Raw genomic sequence first — 15,334 nt, 5'->3', positions numbered from 1 at the left:
ATTATGTTTTCCTCGACAAAACGTCATGGACTGCTTCGCGTGGTCGCCGTACTTACTGCACTGGTTATGATGTTTGCGGCCAGCGCTTATACAGCCGTCCCGCAGCAGGTTTCGGCAAAATCGGAAGAACAGCAGCTCAAGGACGAGCTTGCGGATTTAAAGGACAAGCAGAAAAAGCTGCAAAAGGAACAGCAGCAGCTTAAGGATGACCTTGCTGATGAAAAGGACAAACAGGCTTCCTATGAAAAACAAATCGACAATGTAAAAGAACAGATCGAAATTTATCAGGATCAGATTGATACTGTGAATCAAGCGATCAAGGAAACCGATCAAAAAATCTCTGACAAAGAGGATGAAATTGATCAGACCAACAAGGATATCAAAGAGAAGGAAGCAGAGATTGAAGAAAATGATGAGCTCTTCAAGGATCGGCTTGATACAATGTATATCGCGAACTCTTCCAACTCTGTTCTCGCTATGCTGCTCGGAGCAGAATCCTTCTCAGATTTCCTCTCTGCCACAGAAACAGTAAAAACTATTTCCGAAAGCGACCAGCAGCTGCTTGCGGAGCTTGATCAGCAGCATAAGGATCTGGAACAGCTCAAGAAGAAGCTGGAAGATGATAAACAGGATCTCGAAGAGGCTAAGCAGGAGAAAGAAGATCAAAAGGCAGAACTGGTCGATGTAAAAGCCGGTTATGAGGACAAGCAGGACGAGCTTGCGGATCTGTATGAAAAGTCCGGCATCAAGATTGACGAGATCACTGACCGCCAGAGTGAAGTGTCAGAAGAAATGAGAGAGAATGACGCCTTGATCGAAGAAACCCAGGCTGATATCAAAAAACTTCAGGATGCAGCCGCAGAAGCAGAAAAAGAATGGGAGGAATCCCACGGCGGCGGAGGCAGCAATTCCGGCGGAGGAAATTCAGACAGTGGCGGCGCAAGCGATGTGAAGCCATCTGCAAGCGGATATCTCTGGCCTTTGAATGGCGGCCACGTTACCTGTGCCTACGGCGGATATGTTGGGCATCGCGGGGTCGATCTGAGTACTGGCGTTGTTGGTACCAGTATCTTTGCCTCCCGTACCGGAAAGGTCGTTGACGTCCAGTATTGGGACGGACATACCAAGACCGGGATGCAAAGCTACGGCAATATGGTCAGAATTTATCATCCGGAAACCGGGACATATACCCGCTATGCACACTGTAACTCGATTGCAGTACGTGAGGGGCAGTGGGTCAACCAGGGGCAGGTTATCGCTTATATGGGAAATACCGGCAACTCTTTCGGTGCACATCTTCACTTTGAGCTGAGCACTGGGGCCAGCAACAGCACCCGGATCAATCCTTTGCCTTATATTACTTAGACATTCTAACAGCACGATCCCCTGCGATACCGCAGGGGATTCTGTTCCGCATCAAGCTTGTACCCCAGAAAGGAAGAGTTTATGAATAAAAAAATATCACTTGGCGCTGCGATTGCCTTTATGGCAGTAGTAGCTAGTATTACATTTGTTGTTACGATGCTTTTTTCTCAGGGTGTTTTCAACAAAATGATTTCAAATGTCAGCCAGCGCGAGGACATGTATAAAAAGGTTCAGGAAATTGATAAGCTGGTAAGAAATAACTATCTGTTTGAAATCGATGAGGATGAGCTTAAAAATGGCTTGGCCAGCGGAATTATTGCCGGTCTGGACGATCCATATGCAGAGTACCTTGACAAAGAGGCATATGAGCGCGATCTATTGCAGAAAAAGGGCGAGTTGGTCGGCATTGGCGTTCAGGTCAGTGTAGACCCGTCCAGCGGTTATATGGTGATTGCTTCTGTCTATGCCGGAGGCCCGGCAGAGGAAACCGGACTCAAACAGGATGATGTGATTGTCAAGATCGACGATAAAGACGTCGCTGAGGTCGGTGCAAACGAGGCGGTTAACCTGATGCAGGGCGAAGCCGGCACAAAGGTTAAGGTTACTATCCGCCGTGACGGTGTGGATACTGACTATGAAATTCAGAGAAAACAGGTAGAAATCCCAAGTGTGGAAAGCTGGATGATCGATCAAAACTGCTATATTAAAATTGAAGACTTTAACGCAAACACTCCGGCACAGTTTAAGCAGGCAGTCGATAACGCAGTGCAAAACGGAGCTGCGGGCCTTATTTTTGACCTGCGCGACAATACAGGCGGCACCATTGATTCCGTTACCGAAATGCTGGATTATCTCCTTCCGTCTGGTACTATTGCAACAGAAACCAATTCCAAGGGTGAAGAGTCGGTACTGGCCACATCAGATGACAGCCAAATCGAACTGCCGATGATTACTGTTACCAACGCAAAAACAGCGTCCGCTTCCGAGCTCTTTGTAGCTGCACTGAAGGATTATGGGAAGGCGCAGTCTGTCGGTGTGACAACCTATGGAAAGGGCGTCATGCAGACAACCTATGCGCTGAGTGACGGCAGCGCGATCCGGATCACCACCGGGTATTTTAACCCGCCGAAAAGTGAAAACTTCAATGGGATCGGTATTGCGCCGGACTATGAGGTAGAACTCACTGCCGAACAGGAACAGGCGCTTGACTCAAGCGATCCGTCCACCGACCCACAGCTTGCAAAAGCAATTGAAGTCATTAACTCACTGGAAAATTAATGATAAACGAAGAAAAGCCGAAGAGAAAATCTCTTCGGCTTTTCCTATTTTTCCTGATTCTTTGATACTCAGGCCTCTTCACACCATTTCCGCATTGCGCCAAACAACAGTGCAACTGAAGTTGCTCCCGCATCCTGGAAACCAACTGCACGCTCCATCAATGATTTTGCACGTCCAAATTTTGCAACATATCCTTTGGTTGCTTCCACACCCTCCAGCGCCGCCTGCTCCGCCGCGGTAAAGAAAGCTGGGAAAGCGTCCCCTGCCGCAGCAGACTGGTTCATGGCAGCGCAGGCGGGCTCCATTGCATCGACCATTGTTTTATCCCCAACCTTTGCGCCGCCGCGCTGTTTGATCTTCTCAAGGCTGTCTGCCATAATATCGGCAAACACCGCTGGAGTAATTGCCTGAATCGGTTCCTTTCCCTTCAGTCCGCCCAAAAAAATTGTACTGAAAATCACGCCGGAAGCTCCGCCCATTGAGTTGAGCATTGCCATCCCAGCTGCCCGGAACAGATCGTTTACAGTCTGGTATTCCGCATTTGACAGAACCTCCTTCACCTTGGTAAAGCCAATCTCAATTCCGATTCCATGATCTCCGTCTCCGATTTTGGAATCCACTTCAGTCAGATATGGTTTTTGCGCAATCATTTCATCCGCAGCAAAGAGAAGCATTTCCTTTAACTGACTGGCTGTCATGTTTTGTCCCGTAAAAGGGCATCCGTCTTTTTTGATAGCCACAAAACTGTTCTTTTTGTTTGAAACCGTGGGAGTGAATTCCTTAGATTGATTGTTCGGCTTCTGGGCCTTATCCCCCTGTATCCCTTTCTTGAAATAATACGGACTGTTGCATGGCATATCATAAAACGGCTTGAGCTCATCGTCAAGCAAAAGCAGGCTAACAGAGGCGCCGGCCATCTCCTGACAGGTGATATAGGAATTCATATCCATATCATAGACCTCTATCCCTTTCTCAGCAAGCAGAGCCTTCAGCCTCCGGTTGATAATACAGAGCTCTGACAGAGTTGTAGAACTGAGACCATTTACCAAAGTGCAAACCCTGTCGCCTGCCCGGATTCCGGAATCCCTGAGCAGCTCATCAAGAAGGATTTCCGTAATTTCATCCGCAGGCAATATCTTCATCCGTTTAATACCCGGTTCCCCATGGACGCCCATTCCAAATTCAATTTCGCCATCCGGAAGGGAAAAGGCCGCCTCCCTCTCTCCGGGAATCGTACCGCCGGAAAGCGCCACCCCGATGCTATAGGTACAATCCCTTGCTTTCGCGGCAATCCGGTAGGCCTCATCCAGAGTCAGCCCGCTTGCAGTTGCCGCGCCTGCGATCTTGATGACGAAAACATCTCCGGCAATTCCCCGGCGGTCCTTGATCCGGTCTTTGGGTGCAGATGCTATATCATCCCAGACCCGGACAATTCTGCTCTCCACACCCAGGTCGTCCAGCAGTTCTGCCGCCATATCAAAATTCAGGTTATCGCCCGCATAGTTTCCATAGACAAAGAGAATCCCTTTTCCGCATTCGACTGACATCGCGGTCTGGAGAATCGTATTCGGATCAGGAGAAGCAAAAATGTTTCCGTTAGCGCTCGCATCCGCAAGATTTTCTCCCACAAACATTGAGAACATTGGCTCATGGCCGCTTCCGCCGCCAATAACCAGTCCCACCTTCTCTTTTAGTTCCTTGACCCGGATTCCTTTTACGCCGTCTACCCGTTCAAATTGATTCGGATAAGCTGCCAGGAATCCCTCTAATGTTTCTTCCACCACCATTTGCGGCTCATTAATTATTTTCTTCATGATAACCACCCTGCTCTGCTTAGCAAAGCTTCCTTTCCTTCAGCGTTTCTGATTGTGTGAGGCTTTTAGCCTGTAACTGGTTACCAACTCTTTTCATAACCATCATACATATCTCAACTTAGGAAGTCAAGATAAACTGTGTACCATTCCTTTTCCTGAAATGTCCAGAACGGAAGGAACGTAACCGGTATTCCATCCGGAGTCTGCGCGGTGAACCGGAGAGTTCCGGGCTCCCTGCCCGCAATTTCTTCAGGATGGGTAGGAGATCCGAGAATCGTCCGCCTCCGCCCGGCCGCCGCAAGCATCATTGGGCCGTACATCAGCGCGGCGCGCTCTTGATGGGAGGGTGTGATTGGGCTCAGGCGAAGATGCATCGGGAAGGTAACCGTAATCTGATCCCCGGTCTTCCAATGCCGGTTCAATTTCGCCCATTCTCCGGCTTTCAGGCAAATTCCGGAATCCTCTCCATTGACGAGAATATTCCCTTCCCCTTCCCGCAGCCAGGATGGCACACGCAGGGAAAGACGGTAAGTGCCGTCAGTTTTTACCTGTATGCTGAACTGATCCTCCGTTGGATAATTCCCGCAGATTTCCAGGGACAGCCTTTCTCCTCTCCATTCTGTTTCCAATACGGAAGGCAGGTACTGGGAAAGATAGATTCCATCCTCACCCAAATAATAGATCAGATTATGGTATTCTGTAACCGCCTGCGGATAGGTTCCCGAACAGCAGGGAAAGCTGTGTTCATAATAGACCTTTCGCCCGCCGCCAATCCGATAATCCGCGTAATAAAAGGTTTTTCCGCGTCGCTGTGCGTCGTCCTTCATCGGCAGTGCCGCAAACATCCCATTATATAAAATCGTCTCTGCCCAATCCCCATATTTTGCTTCCCCGGTAATGGATAGCAAGTGACGGGTCAATTTGAATACGGCCCAAGAGCCGCATGGTACCTCAAAGGACTTGGCGATCTGTTCCACATCATAGTAATTGGAACCCCATGGATCGGCAAGGTGTTCGTCAAAAGCAAAACCCCCGCTCGCCATCCTCTGATGACGCTGAAACAGGTCATAACCCTTTAAAATTGTGGTAAGGTATTTCTCTTTCCCAGTAACCAGATAGGCATAAGCGGCAGAATTAAGCGTATTCACATGGCTGTAGCCATGCACGCCGGTCATCACCTCCGGGTTACCATACTGGAGCGCATCCCAGTAATAATCGTAGTGCCATTCGCCTGCAAAGCTTTTGTAGCGCTCCCCGCCGCTGGCCAGATACATCCGGTAAAGATTTTCCGGCAGGGTATACCATTCATTGTCAATTCCATGAATCGCCGTATTCCCTCCTGTGAAACCGGAGCGGGTGCCATTAGCGGAGCAACGGTATTTAGGCAGATGCGCTTGCGCCCAGTCGGTAATAATCTCAAGCAGGTCTTTTGCTTCCTTCAGCCCGGCATAAAGGTATAGGTCGGTCAGGCCGCCCGCCATCTTTTCATAAGCATACTGCAGTCCATTGCACTGCTCGGAGTAAAAAAAATACCCGTCAGCCTCAATCGTCTTTCCCCATTCCTTCATCAGGTAAGCCACTTTTTCCAGCAGCCGCTGATCACCAGTCACCCGATAAGCCTTTGCCAAGAAACCCAGCCATTGGCCGAAGGGGTTAAAAATTTCATCCCAGTCATAGATATTGAAGCTTCCGTCGTTGGAATACCAGCCGCCAAGCTCCTCCCCGGGATGGGGGAGGCCTGCGCGGCGCCGGAATCCCAATAATATATCATCATTAGGCAACCGTAAAAAATAATCCACGACATCCTCAAACTGCTGCTTTGCAATGCCGGATGTCAGTGTGACTCCTTGATAGTCGCAGGGGATCAGTTTTGTATTGATCTGCATTCCGTATCCTCTTTCCAGATTTTTAAGGTCAAAATCTCGTGTTTGTGCAGCACAGCCTGATAATTTGAGACTTGGATCGCCTCATCAATCATCTCCTCCAACGGTGAGACAACCATCACACTGCATTCCTCTCCAAAATCGACTGATACAGGTGAAGTCTGTCCTTCTGACTCATAAAGCCGCAGGATCACGCCATCTCCCGATTCAGCTACCTTAAAGGCGGTAATCACTGCATTGCCAGTTACAGAGAACGGCAGCTCTAAGCCGGCACGGTTGTATTCATAGCCGAGCTTTGCCAGCTCGTGGAAGGACATCGGAGAGGTATAAGGCAGAACTGAAAATTCAAAGCGGTGTTTTCCTGCTTCCCTCGCATCATCTATATCCCACATTTCATCGGCATGCGGCATTACTGTCACTCCCTGGAGGCTGGGTGAGCGCATCAGCCCCAGTGTAAAACAGCCGGGCTCCCATTTGTTGCAGGGAAGCCCCCGGTTTAATACCGCGACACCGCAGGTCTCGTCGATATCATGACGCACCCAGTGGAGGGCCGGATAATCCCCGCTTGGCTTAATCGCCGTGGTTTCATACCGTGACGGAGCATGATAAGGCCGGATTGCTTCTGACTGGTCAACCGCCGGATCAAATTCTCGTTTCAGGTAACCATAGGGAATTTCCCAGACAGCTTCGCAGGAATTGTAATCATTGACCGGAATCAACACACTCAATCGTTTGTTGGAGGTATTCCAATCGACGTCTACTGTAAAGTCCAGGCGCTCCCCATCCGCTGAAGGAGTAACCAATACCTGCCACTTCAGTTTGGAAGCGGCATATTCATGAACATTCCGTTCCCCATACCAAAGAATCGCGTTATCGTCCTCTTGTACAGCATAGTGAAACTTCCCTAAACAGATAGAATCCTCCAGCATATAGGTTCCATAAAAATCGCCAATGTCATTCTGGAGCATCAGCTCACCGATTCTGACCTCCTCCTCGCAGAAGCGGGGTGCGTCCATTCGATGCAGGAAGGTACCGAACAAATCCTTTCCGTCCTTTATAATAGACAGTATTCCCTTCCGGTCATAGGTGACACTCAGCTTTCCGAGCTGTTTTACCGCCCGGAATTCCTTCGCACGAATTACACCGGACGGCTTTTTCACCGGTGCTTTCCGGTAGTCATAGCAGTATGCGATTCGTTCGCTTTCATCCAGTAAATCCATCAGCTCATTCTGCCCGCAGTCAATATGCGCGCCTGCAATAGAATCATGATGGATATTAAGGATCAGGTTTTTCCAGGCATGCTCCAGTTCACCGGGATTGATAAACGGTTCGCTTTCATTCCAGAAACGGCGCGCCGCCGCTGCTTCCGCCTGAATCAATGCATAACACACTTCCCTGCTGCGCTGCTTGTTTTCAATCCGAGTGAGGTATCCGCCCTGATTGACGGGATTTAAATCCTCAGTCGGCTGTACCGCTTGTTTCAGTGCGGCTTCATATTTACTATGATGATACTCCCAGAATTCATCAAAGGTGCCAAACCGGAAGGACACCTCACCCTGATAGCTCTGGTTCAGTTCCCGCATAGCCTCCAGAATACAGGCGTCCGGAACGGTCTCCTCCCCGCCGATCAGGACAAATCTTTTTTTCTCTCCGTAATCTGCACTCATTCTAAGAATTTCCAGAACCTCTTCCTTTTGGAACGGATGAATATTGAGCATGCCGCGCCCGTTGCATTCCTCACATCCATATCCATTGCAGGCCGGACAGTGCGGATGACGGGCACATTCATAGAGGATCGGGGCATGAGCGAGGTTGCAGGATCCGAGCTGCCAGTCGATGCAGGGCAGTGCGGTTCCATCAATACCAACCCAAACGTCATGCAGACAGGGACGGTATTTTGTTCCCCCGACCCGGTTTGCTCCGCAGAGCTTTAAAATCTGTGGCAGATTTGCGCTGCTCCCAAAGGCGTCCCAAACAAATCCCTGACGGCTGTGTTCCTTTCCTGCCATTCTCTGATAAAAAGGTTCTGCCAGCAGGAAATTTCGGATGATTCCCTCCGCCGGAGCATAATTGGTATCGCATACCAGCAGTCCCTGCATCAGGAATTCAAGCTTTCCTTCCTTTAGCAGCTTTTTGATTTCTGCTTCCCGCTCTGGATGACGTTTCAGATAAGTTTCCCAAAAATATACCTGGCCTTCACTAAAGCAAAAGCCATCGTCCGCCAGTTCCATAAAAGCCTCCGTCAACCAGGAGAAAATATCCATATAGCTGGGCGTAAGAAAAAAACCGTTATAGGCCGGACGGTCAAAGCAGCGCGCCCATTGAGGATCAATATGGTTGTGAAAAACCGCAATTACCTCACGTTTTTTCTGATTCATCGTTATCACCAGGCCTTTTTAACAAGCCTTCCTTTCTTTTAGAATTTAAATCGATTCAGGCCCAAAAACGCGGTGCGAAAAAATTCGCGCTGCGTTTTTTCTTATGCCTCACAAAGCTTTTTGGGAACCTCCGGATTGTTGTTTGCAAAGTTTTGCAGGATTACCAATGGTTCATAGCTGCTGGTGTTCTTAATCCTAATTCCGTTCCGGGCTGTTTTTTCCGACACAAAAAATTCATCCGCAGAGGGCTGGCCAAACCGGAGCATCTGCGGCGCTTCGCATTCCAGCCCGCCAAAGCCTCCATGACCCTGTACCACAAGCGCACAGTAGCAAGCCTGATCGGTCAGGGTAATTTCACTGTTCGGCGCAATGGTAACTTCTTTTGCTGCAATCCACTCGTTGGCATACGCAACCCATTTTTCACAAAGTCCTTCCTGGGTTGCTTTCAGTGCAACCGGAGGACGGAAATAGGTCTCCTTATAATCGGAACGGGTGGACTCTTTCCAATCGATCAGTGCAAATATTTTTTCAACATCATTCTTTTCATCCTCCGGCACACAGTCCGTCAGCAGATTTTGAGGATTCACTTCGCCCATTGTGACATTTTCCATAATCGTATTGACATCGCTGTTCCATTGTGGTTCATAGGTTACAACCGAAGCCGGCGCATGGATTACCCCTGCAGGTGTGTACCATCCGGTACCCAGCTTAATCCGGTAAGCGCGGGAATATTCTGTAATCCTCGTGTCAAACGCAGTGTAATTGCGGAGGCAAGTCTTGATATCCTCCGGATCCGTAGAAGGATCAAATCCGAAATAGGTCAGTGGAAAACGCCCCAAATAACTATTGTACTGCATCGGAAAATAATAGGCTTCCGGTTTTCCATGCTTACCGATTTTATTTGCTTTTTCCTCAGTCAGATGCAAATGATGGAACAGCGGTTTATCATAATCATACAGTTTGGCGAAGGTCGGCCAGGTTCCATATTTTTCATAAAGCTCTTCGCCAACCAATTTCGCGCCAAGCTCCTCCACTACATCCCGGAAGAGAATCGTTTCTCCGGTTTCCTTTGAAACCAGTACATGGCTCATCCCTTCCTCCGGTTCGGTCTGGGGGCCGTTGAGCGCTACCGTTACAGATCCCAGCCAACGCTCACAGATTCCTCCCCGCTCCATACCCAGTGCATAGTAATCGTCCGGATGGAGGCGCAGGCGCTTGCCTGGTTCATTAAAGGAGCGCGGAACCCAGGTCGGAGTAAGCTGCAGGATGCCGCCGTTTTTCTCAAATAGTTCATTGATTTTCTGACTCATGGTTTTGATATCCTTTCATTAGGCAGAAGGGATGTTTCTTCAATATAGCCACAGCTTCTCTTCCGCACAATTATTCTTCCTTCAGGCCGCCTTCGATCACAGCTACCTGATAAGCTTCCAGTGGAATAGAATATTCCAATTCCCCGCTTAATTTGCTTTCGTTTCCGGAAAGGTATAGCATCCTGTCCGGACAAAGTGATTGACTGAGCGCAAAGCACGCAGTATTTTCTCCCCGTTTCAGATTTGCCGCGACCACTGCAAAACGTTTGGTTTCATGGTTGCGGTAAATGCGTACCAAAATCCCCTCAGAGACTTGGATCTCTATTCCCTCCAAATGATCATATTCCCCGGATTGGTAGGAATCCGGGAGCTTTTTCTTTAAAATCGACAGCTTCTTTAAATGCTCGGAGAACTGCGGAAAATCGGAGAGGATTCCATCTCCGCCTTCAATTTTCAAATCCATCAGGATTTTTTCTGCAAAGCAGATATTTGCCGCGTCATATTCATTGGCGTCCACTTCGCTGGAATAGTTCATCCAGGGAATGCTGTACCGCATAATTTCCGGTTTGTTTCCGGTCTGATGCCAGTTCCAAAAGCCGTCGCAATATTGAGCAGTCAGGTCCGACATTCCTTCCCCAATCATAACGCCCTCAGAATTTGCCTCGCGGACAATCTTCCTGACCTTGGTGAGAAGCTCCTGAAGCTCCTTTGTATAGGCATATTCCGGACGTTCGTGCCCATGGGCTGGATGATAGCATACATAGGATTTATGAGCAATTTGGTCAAGCTGTAGGTTTCCGAACCCACATTCCCGCACAATCCGGGCAACTGTTTTTTGCCACCACTCCTGTACTTCCTTGGCCGTGATGCAGATATCAAGCAAGGTCATATTTCGGGTGGATGTTTCCAGGGAAGCGTTACGGAATGCCAGGTCGTTATTTGCACGGGAGAATTCCGCGCCGCAGTACGGCTCTCCGGTACGTCCCAGCACCGGCCAGCGATAGCCGTATTCCGCATACTCCGGAGTTGCAATATCCAGCAGTGTTCCGTTAAAAAACGGAATAACTGCACACCCCATGGCGCTGCATTCCGCGATTTTTTCTCTGAGCAGTGCTTCTCCGCCCCACTCGGGGTTTGCAAAGTATCCATAAGGATAGTCGTTGTCATGCCCGGCCGGATACCATCCAAACACCATGATCTGGTTTACTCCGGCGTTCAGCGCCGCCTCGGCCATTCTGGGCAGATCGTTATAATCATGGTAGACCGTCCCGTCCTGCTGCTTCATAAAGTAAAAATGCCAGCCCAAGGATTCCTGAAAACGTGCTGGAATTTCTGCGCTCTTTACCTGCGCCTTGAGCCATTGGCGGTGGCGTTTTGCCGGAACATGCCAGTCCCCGGTATGGAGGGAGATAAGGTATACCGGGCTTCTCCGCGTTTCACCCTGCTTGACGTTCGGATAGCTCTGCAATGCAAATTCCAGATATTCAATATTATTTTCCTTATAGTCCGCCGCTTTCTTAATCCGGCGTTCCATCCCGAAATCGCAGATATCAAAATCCCCGCTTCGCTGTTCAAAGCTGATTCCGCCCTGCCCGTCTGAGTAATCCATCCACGCAGTAGAAAGATTCTGCGGGTAGCGCGCCGCTTTCCGGTTGCAGCCCCGAGTCCAGTCCTTATGGTTGCCATCCCCAAATGCAAATGGGTCTTGCACACGGGTATCCCCAAACGCGGATTGCTCCGGCATAATCAAATTCATCGGAGACTCGGGGTGACCCAGTCCCGATACAATCGGGAACATGATATGGGAGAAAAACTCATCATCATCGTTAGAAATAGAATAACACATCATCAGCTCATCGCCGGAAAGTTCCATTTCGATCCTAATTTCAGACTGAAGCGGCTTTCCATCCTCGGAAACCAGCTTTTGAAAGGTTGCAGTCAGGCTATTCCCATCTGTGACCACAACAGGAAAATCAGCTTTAGCGGAATCGGCATAACGGCCGTCCCAGATTTTATTTGGCGCCATCAAACGGAACAGGTTCCCGCCTTCCCGGTAAGTAATGTATTCCCTTTCAATCCGTTTGTCATATAAGCCGATGATCGCGGCATGGTCATCCAAAGTGAGCTTTACAAGCTCATTTTCCAGATAATACATTTCCCTGACCTCTCATTAGCCTTTTACTGAGCCTGCTGTCAATCCGCGGATAACCTGCTTGGAACAGGCAATAAACAACGCAATGATTGGCAGGATTCCAATGACGATCACCAAAATCTTTGGTGCGTGTTCTACACGGTAAAGCGCGTTGACTACCGTCATCCCAACTGGAATTGTGAACAAATCCGTACTGTTCAGTACAATACTCGGCAGGACAAAGTCATTCCAGGAGCCTATAAAGGTGATCAGAGCGATGGTCGCAATTGCCGGGCGCATAATCGGAATGCCGATTTTAAGAAGGTGTTAAATTCCCCGCTTCCGTCAATCCTTGCGCTCTCCAGCAATTCATTCGGCACGTTTTCCGCCGTCTGCTTAAACCAAAACGCAGCAAAGGGACTCCCGACGCCAACCATAATCAGCGGCAGATGGGTGTTCACCCAGCCGAAAATCCGCAGCTCATAAACCAGTGCAACCATGCCGAGGGTGGTAGGAATCATGAGGGTAAAAACGATAAAGGCAAAGAGGAATTTCTTGCCTCTGAAATTGTATTTTTCCAGGCCATACCCGCACATCAGACAAACAATACAGGTCAAAGCGGCCTTTAATATACCGACATAGAGGGAGTTAAAGATAAACCGCGGCAAACGTCCGCCCGCCCAGGCCAGTTCAAAGTTATAAAGAAAATCCGACCCCGGCAGCAGTGTAACAGCTTTATACATGGATTGTGTATTGTAGGTGCTTGTAATTATAATCACATAAAAAGGGAATAACACAACCGCAAACAGAAGGATTGTTATTAGGATAACTACAATTGGTCTCACAGCTTTTTTCATGCGTTATCACTCCTTTTCATGACTGCATTCAAAATAACACTCGATACGCCAATTATCACAGCGTTCGCCATCCCAATCGAAGCTCCGTAGCCATATTGCAGACTGATAAAGCTGGTGCTGTAGAAATTAAGCCCCATAGTCAGACAGGAGGCATCCGGCCCGCCGACGGGATAGTTGCTTCCAAAGATTCCTCCGGTAAACATCATAAATTCCTGTTCAAGCTGCTGGAATGCGCCGATGACAGAGGTAAGGATGACAAAATATGTAATTTTTTTCATCATCGGAAGACAGATGCTCCAGAAAATCCGAAACTCCTTCGCTCCGTCGATTACGGCGGCTTCAATGATTTCGTCCGAAATACTGGCCATCCCGGTGATAAAGAAAATGCTGGTATATCCGACATAGGTCCACTGATTGATCAGAATAACAATCACTCTTGCCATCATCGGATCACCCAACCATTCAATGGTAGGAGATTCCAATATTCCGAGGTTTACCAAAACGGAATTAACAATCCCAATGTTCTTGTTGAACAGGAACGAGAAGATCGCTCCGACTGCAATCGTGGAGGTAAAATAAGGAATTAGGCTGATAACCTGCACCGGGCGGGCCAGCCGTTTTAATTTAAAGCTGACAAAATAAGTTAAGAGAAGGCAGAAAATCATTGTCAGCGGTGTGGAAATAAGAACAAGCAGGACAAAGGAATTCTGGATTGATTTCCAAAAGTTTGCATCCTGCAATAAGCGCTGATAGTTCTGAATCCCGATAAAGTCCATTGTCATTCCATCCCAGTTTGTAAACGATATTACAACGCTGAAGATCATAGGAACAAGGTTAAACAGGACAAAAAACAGAATAAACGGGATACAGAAAATTACACCGTATTTATTGATATTTTGTCTGCGCGGTCTGCTCATGACGATTCCTCCGATTAAAAGAGAGGGGATAAAAGCACTCTTTTATCCCCTTATCTTTGAAGTTATTTATTCTGTAATTTCAGGGTATACACGTTTTAATTCATCCACATAGGCCTGCATTGCCTGGTCAGCGCCGTCGCCGTTTTCCAGAGCCTGAAATGCGATTTTCACGCCGTCAGACCACAAGGTTTTGTCATAAGGAGTCAGTTCCAATACTTCTGTGTTTTCAATGTATTTGGCATACTGTTCCAAAACATCACACTGGAAATAGTCCCGCATATCCTGTGGAGTGGTATGGAAGGCAGGATCTTCATAGGCTTCTTTGATATCTGCAACATCACCGAAGTTGTCGCGGGAGAACGCGACGCCATCCATGGTGCAGCGGAAGTAGGTGATATATTTAAAACCGCCCATTGGGTTTTTGGCATCCTTCGGAACACATAACGGCATACCGCCGCCAACAAACATCTTTCCTCCCGGAGGTGTGCTCATCAGAATCCACTGACCTGCAGATTCTGGAGCAGATGCCATGAAGGTCCACATTGGCTGCCACATTGCGCACTGCCACATAAAGTAGTTATCGCTTTCAAGCGCTGCCGGAATTTCCGGACCATCTGCTTCGAGGGTGTCAACCAAATCCTCGGAGGCAAGTGTATTTAAGATACCAAACTGTTCAGTCCACTGGGATTTCATGTTGCATGTTGTCCCGTCAAACAAGCCCTTGCTTTCCTGTTTTAAGATCCCGACCAGTTCATTCAGGTTCGCGGCCAGGAATTCCTTTCCACCGCCTTCCTGTTTGATTTTACGGCCTAATTCAACTACATCATCCCATGTTTTGAGCTTTTCAGAAATTTCATCCGGGTCAGTTGTTCCCAGATATTTTTCTGCCATTGACTTTCTGACCGCAAAGGTAGAAGGTGCCGGCCCGATTTCAATTCCGCGAACAGCGCCGCTGGCATCAGAATATAAATCGCCAACCCAGCCTACCAAGGAATCTTTGTCCAGATTGTACGGATCGGCTGTCATATCAATGAACAAATCCTTTGCCTTGTCGCTGCAGACAACACTTCCGCCGTCCATCAGGTCAAGGAACAGCGCATCCGGAACCTGTCCGCCGGAAGCCAGTGTCGTCTGGAATTTTTTGAGCATTTCCTGGTTGTTGGTAATTTCAAAGTTAACCGTGTACTCCGGAAAAACTCGTTCAAATTCCTCTTTCATTGAGACAGCCTGCGACTCAATATGCTGCCAGGCAAGAATTTCTCCGCCCTCGGCAGTCTTGTCATCGCCGCCGGTAGAATTGTTGCTGCCGCCCGGATTTCCTCCGCAGCTTGCAAGCATTGCTGCAGATAGTAAACCGGAAAGCACCATGGTGAAAATCTTTTTCATAGTGTTTCCTCCTTA

General features: G+C 48.5%; 11 protein-coding genes. 2 read left to right on the top strand and 9 right to left on the bottom strand.

What is annotated here, in order from left to right:
- Positions 1-3: 3 nt before the first annotated feature.
- Together CZ360_RS05525 and CZ360_RS05520 are read left to right on the top strand one after the other, a co-directional pair.
- Positions 4-1,365, top strand: a complete 1,362-nt coding sequence (locus tag CZ360_RS05525) for a murein hydrolase activator EnvC family protein (protein ID WP_159438123.1) — start codon at positions 4-6, stop codon at positions 1,363-1,365.
- A gap of 81 nt (positions 1,366-1,446) precedes the next feature.
- Complete coding sequence (locus CZ360_RS05520) at positions 1,447-2,643, top strand: S41 family peptidase (protein ID WP_077533198.1); 1,197 nt, start codon at positions 1,447-1,449, stop codon at positions 2,641-2,643.
- A gap of 68 nt (positions 2,644-2,711) precedes the next feature.
- On the opposite strand, the gene dhaL is transcribed toward CZ360_RS05520, so the two are convergent.
- From dhaL to CZ360_RS05475, 9 genes are all read right to left on the bottom strand, one after another.
- Complete coding sequence (dhaL, locus tag CZ360_RS05515; protein WP_077533197.1) at positions 2,712-4,457, bottom strand: dihydroxyacetone kinase subunit DhaL; 1,746 nt, start codon at positions 4,455-4,457, stop codon at positions 2,712-2,714.
- A gap of 113 nt (positions 4,458-4,570) precedes the next feature.
- Entirely contained in the window at positions 4,571-6,343 is a 1,773-nt protein-coding gene (locus tag CZ360_RS05510; protein WP_077533196.1) for a beta-L-arabinofuranosidase domain-containing protein, read from the bottom strand.
- On the bottom strand, positions 6,322-8,718 hold the full coding sequence (locus CZ360_RS05505; protein WP_077533195.1) for a glycoside hydrolase family 38 N-terminal domain-containing protein: 2,397 nt from the start codon (positions 8,716-8,718) through the stop codon (positions 6,322-6,324). Before CZ360_RS05505 ends, CZ360_RS05510 begins: the two co-directional genes overlap by 22 nt.
- 101 nt (positions 8,719-8,819) lie before the next feature.
- Entirely contained in the window at positions 8,820-10,028 is a 1,209-nt protein-coding gene (locus CZ360_RS05500) for a cupin domain-containing protein (protein WP_077533194.1), read from the bottom strand.
- Between the two features lie 70 nt (positions 10,029-10,098).
- Positions 10,099-12,183, bottom strand: coding sequence for a DUF6259 domain-containing protein (locus CZ360_RS05495; protein ID WP_077533193.1), 2,085 nt, complete (start codon positions 12,181-12,183; stop codon positions 10,099-10,101).
- Positions 12,184-12,198: 15 nt separating this feature from the next.
- Entirely contained in the window at positions 12,199-12,459 is a 261-nt protein-coding gene (locus CZ360_RS05490; RefSeq protein WP_077533192.1) for an ABC transporter permease family protein, read from the bottom strand.
- Entirely contained in the window at positions 12,429-13,016 is a 588-nt protein-coding gene (locus tag CZ360_RS05485) for a carbohydrate ABC transporter permease (RefSeq protein WP_077533191.1), read from the bottom strand. Before CZ360_RS05485 ends, CZ360_RS05490 begins: the two co-directional genes overlap by 31 nt.
- Complete coding sequence (locus CZ360_RS05480) at positions 13,013-13,933, bottom strand: carbohydrate ABC transporter permease (RefSeq protein WP_077533190.1); 921 nt, start codon at positions 13,931-13,933, stop codon at positions 13,013-13,015. Before CZ360_RS05480 ends, CZ360_RS05485 begins: the two co-directional genes overlap by 4 nt.
- Positions 13,934-13,999: 66 nt before the next feature.
- Positions 14,000-15,319: an ABC transporter substrate-binding protein gene (locus CZ360_RS05475; RefSeq protein ID WP_077533189.1), complete on the bottom strand. Its 1,320-nt coding sequence runs from the start codon at positions 15,317-15,319 to the stop codon at positions 14,000-14,002.
- Between the last annotated feature and the right edge of the window lie 15 nt (positions 15,320-15,334).

The organism is Massiliimalia massiliensis, from assembly GCF_900155615.1.
Taxonomy (GTDB): domain Bacteria; phylum Bacillota; class Clostridia; order Oscillospirales; family Ruminococcaceae; genus Massiliimalia; species Massiliimalia massiliensis.
The sequence above is the reverse complement of the archived record's forward strand: the minus strand, read 5'-3'. Positions and strand labels throughout refer to the sequence as shown.